Source organism: Pseudonocardia acidicola, assembly GCF_012911935.1.
GTDB classification, from domain to species: Bacteria; Actinomycetota; Actinomycetes; order Mycobacteriales; family Pseudonocardiaceae; genus Pseudonocardia; species Pseudonocardia acidicola.
Window position 1 is genome coordinate 1 of sequence record NZ_JAAXLA010000141.1, and the last position, 5,461, is coordinate 5,461.

6 protein-coding genes are annotated in these 5,461 nt (G+C 72.3%); 3 read left to right on the top strand and 3 right to left on the bottom strand.

Annotated features, from left to right (window positions below; genetic code table 11):
- Window positions 1-106: 106 nt before the first annotated feature.
- Genes HF526_RS34065 through HF526_RS34075 form a run of 3 tightly spaced genes read left to right on the top strand, consistent with a single transcriptional unit; the run spans window position 107 to window position 2,459 of the window.
- Window positions 107-1,150: a formyltransferase family protein gene (locus HF526_RS34065; RefSeq protein ID WP_169385772.1), complete on the top strand. Its 1,044-nt coding sequence runs from the start codon at window positions 107-109 to the stop codon at window positions 1,148-1,150.
- Entirely contained in the window at window positions 1,147-1,812 is a 666-nt protein-coding gene (locus tag HF526_RS34070; RefSeq protein WP_169385773.1) for a PIG-L family deacetylase, read from the top strand. The genes HF526_RS34065 and HF526_RS34070 overlap by 4 nt, the downstream gene beginning before the upstream one ends.
- On the top strand, window positions 1,812-2,459 hold the full coding sequence (locus HF526_RS34075) for a sugar transferase (RefSeq protein ID WP_169385774.1): 648 nt from the start codon (window positions 1,812-1,814) through the stop codon (window positions 2,457-2,459). The genes HF526_RS34070 and HF526_RS34075 overlap by 1 nt, the downstream gene beginning before the upstream one ends.
- Before the next feature lie 51 nt (window positions 2,460-2,510).
- On the opposite strand, the gene HF526_RS37240 is transcribed toward HF526_RS34075, so the two are convergent.
- From HF526_RS37240 to HF526_RS34090, 3 genes are all read right to left on the bottom strand, one after another.
- Window positions 2,511-3,221, bottom strand: coding sequence for a response regulator (locus tag HF526_RS37240; protein ID WP_169385775.1), 711 nt, complete (start codon window positions 3,219-3,221; stop codon window positions 2,511-2,513).
- 353 nt (window positions 3,222-3,574) lie between these two features.
- The gene (locus HF526_RS34085) at window positions 3,575-4,534 is read right to left on the bottom strand and encodes an alkaline phosphatase family protein (RefSeq protein WP_169385776.1); all 960 of its coding nucleotides are present in this window, start codon (window positions 4,532-4,534) and stop codon (window positions 3,575-3,577) included.
- A 6-nt stretch (window positions 4,535-4,540) separates the two neighbouring features.
- On the bottom strand, window positions 4,541-5,461 hold a 921-nt coding region (locus HF526_RS34090), incomplete at its 5' end, for a fibronectin type III domain-containing protein (RefSeq protein ID WP_420821683.1).

Below are 5,461 nucleotides of genomic sequence, written 5' to 3' on the forward strand. Positions count from 1 at the left end.
CCTTTTTTTTTTTTTTTTATTGACCGGGCGACCACCGAGATCTACACGATGGCGATCGTCGGCAGCGTCAGCTGTGTATAAGAGACAGCTCCAGGAGGACAACACCGTGTCCAATGTCAGATCCTTGCGGCCCGTCGTCGGCCGTGTCGTGTTCATCGGCGCGGTGCACGAGGCGCGACCGGCCCTGGACGCGCTGCTCGCCTCCCCGGTCGCGCGCGTGGTGCTGGTGGTGACCGCGCCGGACGCCGGGGCCGGCCCGGCGGCGCGGCGCTCCGGCGCCGTCGACCTGGCCACCCCGGCCCGGGCCGCCGGGGCCGAGGTGCTGCGGGCCGCCGACGTCAACGCGCCGCACGTGGTGGGGGCCATCCGGGAGACCGACCCCGACCTGCTGGTGGTCGTCGGCTGGACCCGGCTGATCGGCGGGCCGCTGCTCGCCGTACCCCGCCGGGGCTGCGTCGGGTTCCACGCCTCGCTGCTGCCCGAGCACCGCGGCCGCGCCCCGGTGAACTGGGCGATCCTGCGCGGGGAGACGCTCACCGGCAACACGATGATGATGCTCGACCCGGGCGCCGACACCGGGGACATCGTCGATCAGCGGGCGGTGTCGATCGGTCCCGACGACACCTGCGCCACGCTCTACGAGCGGGTCGCGTTGGCCGGCGTCGACATGCTCACCTACCACCTGCCCGCGCTGCTGGCGGGGACCGCGCCGCGCTGCCCGCAGGCCCCCGACGAGGGTGACGTGCTGCCGAAGCGGACCCCGGAGATGGGAGTGATCGACTGGTCGCGCCCGGCCGCGGCGCTGCACGACTGGGTGCGGGCGCTCACGCTGCCCTACCCGGGGGCGTTCACCACGGTGACCGGCCGCCGCGTGATGGTCTGGCGCAGCAGGCCGCCGGTCGCGAACGGCGCTGCGCCGACCCCACCGGGGACGGTGCTCGGCCTGCACGCCGACGCGGTGCACGTCTCGACCGGGGACGGGCACCTCGTCGTCACGCAGATGTCGGATCCGGGGGAGCCACCGCAATCCGCGGCGGACTGGTGCCGTGCCGCGGGCGTCGGGGCGGGCACCCGGTTCGACGCCGTGGCACCGGAGGTGTCCCGCTGGGCGCTCGGCTTCGGGCCCCGGCCGGCGGAGGTGCGGTCGTGAGCACCGTCGTGATCGTCGCCGCCCACCCCGACGACGAGCTGCTCGGTGCGGGCGCGACCCTGGCCAAGCACGTGCGGGCCGGGGACGGGGTGCACGCGGTGATCATGGCCGAGGGCGCCACGAGCCGCTACGACGGCGCCATGGTCGGGGTGCTCGCAGACGCGTCGAAGCAGGCGGCCGAGGTGCTGGGGCTGGCCTCGGTGCGCGCGTGCTCGCTGCCCGACCAGCGCCTGGACACCGTCGCGCTGGTGGAGGTGACCCAGGCCCTCGAGAGCGTGCTCGACGAGCTGCGCCCGCAGGTCGTCTACACCCACTTCCCGGGCGATGTGAATCTCGACCACGGGATCGTGTCCCGCGCCGCGTGGACCGCCTGCCGGCCCTACGTGCTGCCGGGGCTACGCCGCTTCGCGGTGTTCGAGACACCGTCGTCGACCGAGTGGGCGTGGCCGCTGGACGGCGGCGCGTTCACCCCGGGGCTGTTCGTCGACGTCACAGAGACAGTGGAGACCAAGCTCGCCGCGATGGCCTGCTACCCGAGCGAACTGCGCGACTACCCGCACCCGCGGTCCCTGCGCGCGCTGCGGGAACGGGCCGCGTTCTGGGGGAGCCACGTGGGGCGGATGGCCGTCGAACCCTTCCAGGTCCTGAGGGAGATGAGCTGATGTCCCTGCCGCGTGAGAGCGACCCCCGGACCCCGATCGGAATGGACTCGCGGGCCCGCAGGCTCGCCGACCTGCTGGTGGCAGGCCCGGCCGCGCTGCTGCTCGCGCCGGTCCTGCTCGCCATCGCGCTGGTCGTACGAGCGTCGAGCGCGGGGCCCGCGCTCTTCCGCCAGGTGCGGGTCGGCCGCGGCGGCCGGCACTTCGCCATCTGGAAGTTCCGCACGATGGTCGTCGACGCCGCCCGGCAGGGCCCGGCGGTGAGCGGCCGTGCCGACCCGCGGGTGACACGGGTGGGCCGCTGGTTGCGGGCCACCCGCCTCGACGAGCTCCCGCAGCTGATGAACCTGATCCGGGGCGACATGACCCTGATCGGGCCGCGCCCGGAGGTGCCCCGGTTCCTGCCGTACTACACGGCGGCCGAACGTGCCCTGCTGGACGTGCGGCCGGGTGTCATCGGGCCTGGCGCGGTGCTCTTCGCCGGCGAGCAGTCCGGCGAGCTCGACGGCGTCGAGGACGCCGACGCGTTCTACGTGCACCACCACCTGCACCCCAAGCTCGCACTCGACCGGGCCTACCTGCGGGACCGGCGGTTCGGGCAGGACCTGCGGTTGATCTGGGCCGCGCTGTCGTCGGTCACAAGGCGCTGAGGGGCCGGCAGGAACGCCGCCGGGGCTGCGGCATCGCGCCCCGGCCGGCGCTCAGACCACGCGGTCCAGAGCCTGCCGGTCGGGGGCGGCCAGCCGGGCCCGGGCGAGGTTGGCCGCGGGATCGGGGACCGCGGATCGTGGGCCGTGCGGCACCAGGTCGTATCGGACCGCGAGCGCGGCGGCCTCCAGGCGGGAGTGGGTGCCGAGCTTGGTCAACGTGGCCTGTACGTGGCTGCGCACGGTCGTCGTCGCCACCCCGAGGCGGCGGGCCATCGCCTTGGTCCCGAGCCCTTCGACCAGCAACGCCAGGCACTCCCGTTCGCGCGCGGTCAGGTGGCGAGCCAGCCGCTGGGCGTCGGGGACGCCGAGCGCGCGGCGGGTCGAGCCGGGCACCGCGTCGACCACGATCTCGCCGGCCTGCACCCGGCGGATCGACTCGGTGAGCACGGCGACGCCGCGGGTCTTGTGCACGTAGCCGAGGGCGCCGTGCTGCAGCGCCCTGGCGACGACCCCGGCGTCCCCCTCTGCGGTCAGCACGATGATCTTCACGTCGGGGTCCACGGCCAGGATCGCGGGGATGATCTCCAGGCCGTCGACGTCGGGAAGCGCGCGGTCGACCAGGCAGATGTCCGGCTGCTGCGTCCGCACGGCCGCGACCGTCTCGGCCGCGGTGTGCGCAAGCCCGCGGACGGCGATGCTCTCCTGGATCAGCAGTCGCGCCAGCGACTCGACGAACAGCCGGTTGTCGTCCCCGATCACCACCGACGTCGCTCCCGCGTGGCTTCCTCTGGCCGGTGAATCACCCGAATACGTCACCTATGGGCCCCCTTGCAGTGAATCGTCCGATATGCCGCTCTTGCCTTCTCGGGCCGATGAATTCCAGATGAATACTCGACGGCCATTGTGGGTTTGTTACGGGTCTATTCGACAATTTTTGCTACTTGCGATCGGACGGTCGGGTGATAGGCCGAACGTCGCTGCGACGCACTGCATCCGGGCTGCTCAGGGTGCCTCCGGGGGTAGTCCGTAGGCTGCCTTCCGGCGCTTTATCGCACCATTGCCAGATGTTTCATCCGGCGGTTCACCAATCGTATTCATGCGGTCGCATTGCGTGCTCAGAGGTTGAACGCCGCGCGCATGCTGGCGGCCGCGGCGGCGTTCTGCAGGAGCGGACCGACGCCGAGGAGCTCCTGAGTGGTGCGCAGCAACGAGTAATGGTCGAACGGTTGTGCGGCGCGGGTCGCCGGGCGGACGGACGGGCCCACGGCGATGAACGTGAGCCGGTTGGTCGTCTCGCCCTCGTCATAGGTGAAGAACACGGCCGTGTCGCCCGCGCGGTACGCCGGGCTGTCGACGATGGCCGGGATGAGTCGGGAGAGGTAGGCGTCGCCCTGGGAGATGGTGCCGTCGTGCATGTCGTGGGTGAGGTTCGGCGCGATGAACGCGAACTGCGGCAGCGTGTTCCGCGCCAGGTCGTCGGCCAGCTCACCGGCGGTCGGGCTGCCCAGGGGGACGGCCCGGGTCAGGCACGCGGCGCGGATGCGGGAGTAGTAGACGGGCGGGTTGTGGTTGACGTCGTAGCCGTTGCCGTCGTAGCCACCATCGCAGTTCGTCGGTTCGCCTTCCGAATAGCTCTTCCAGCTTGAAACCTTTTCGAACAGGGAAGGATCGGGATCCGGGCACTGGGCAGGGACGCAGTCGCCCTGGCCGGCATGGATGGCACCGCTGGTCGCCGCGACGTAGTCGGTCGCGCTCGGATGGTCGAGCCCGGAGTAGTTCGTGGCCAGCCCGCACTGCACGGCCAACTGGTTGATGTAGGGAGCCGCGGGATTACCGATGATCTTGTCGATCGAGTAGTTCTCGTCCCAGATCCAGATGACGTGCGCATAGGTCGCGGGTGGTGTCGAGGTCCGGCCGCACGGGCTCGCCGCGGCGCCCGGCGGCGCGGGCGGCGCGCCGCTCCCTGGCCCGGGCGCCCCCGACGTCACGGCTACCACGACCCCGGCGGCGACCACCGCTGCGGCGGCGACAGCGAGGGCGACGAGCGCGAGCCGGCGGCGCGGAAACCCCCTCATCGCTGATCACGAACCCGGGCGAAAGGTGGCCACGGCGGCGTACCAGTCCATCGAGGTGGCCAGGGTGAACGGTGCGTCCTGCCGGCCCGCGGCGCCCGAGAGCACCGCGGCGACATCAGCGGACCTGCTGCCGTTGTACACCTCCATGGTCAGCGGCACCCCGTCGCTGCTGCCCGGCGTCACCGTGAGCGGCTGGCCCCCGGTGATCAGCGCGCCGACGACGAGTTCGCCCGCCGGTGTCGCGGAGGTCGGGGTCGAGTCGGCCGCGGTGCCGACCCCCTCACCGACCGCGGTCTGGTCCAGCGCCCCCGTGGTCGCCACCCCGGAGAACTCGGCGGCGGCGCTGGGCAGGTAGGTCGCCGCGCCGGCGGACAGCGTGATCGTCAGACCGGCGGGCGCCGCCCGGCTGTTCTGCACGTAGAACAGCGCCAGGTCGCCGCCACCGTTGGTGAAGTGCTCGGACGCCGAGCGGGTCCAGGTGCCGTTCACGGGGTCGGAGACCCCGACCTGACCGGGCGCGTCGTACTGCGCGAACCAGCCGACCAGCAGGTCGCCCTGGGCGACCGGCGCCTTCATCGTGATGGTGGCCGAGGTCGTCCGGGTGCCCGGTGAGTCGGCGGCGCCCTGCACGAAGGTGGGGGACCGGGCGGGGGTGGTGACCGCCAGGCCGGGTGAGGGTGCGGAGTGGTTGCCGGCCCCGTCGAAGGCGTCGACGGTGTACGTGTAGGTCGTGCCGGCGGTGGGCGTGGTGTCGGTGTAGACGAGGGTGCCGGCGCTGGTCGTGGTGATGGGCGCCCCGTTGCGGTAGACGGTGTAGCCGGTGACGGTGATGTTGTCGGTGGCGGCGTTCCAGGCGAGGCTGACGCTGGTGGCGGCCACGCTCGTGGTGTGCAGCCCGGTGGGCGTGGTGGGGGGCTGGGTGTCAGC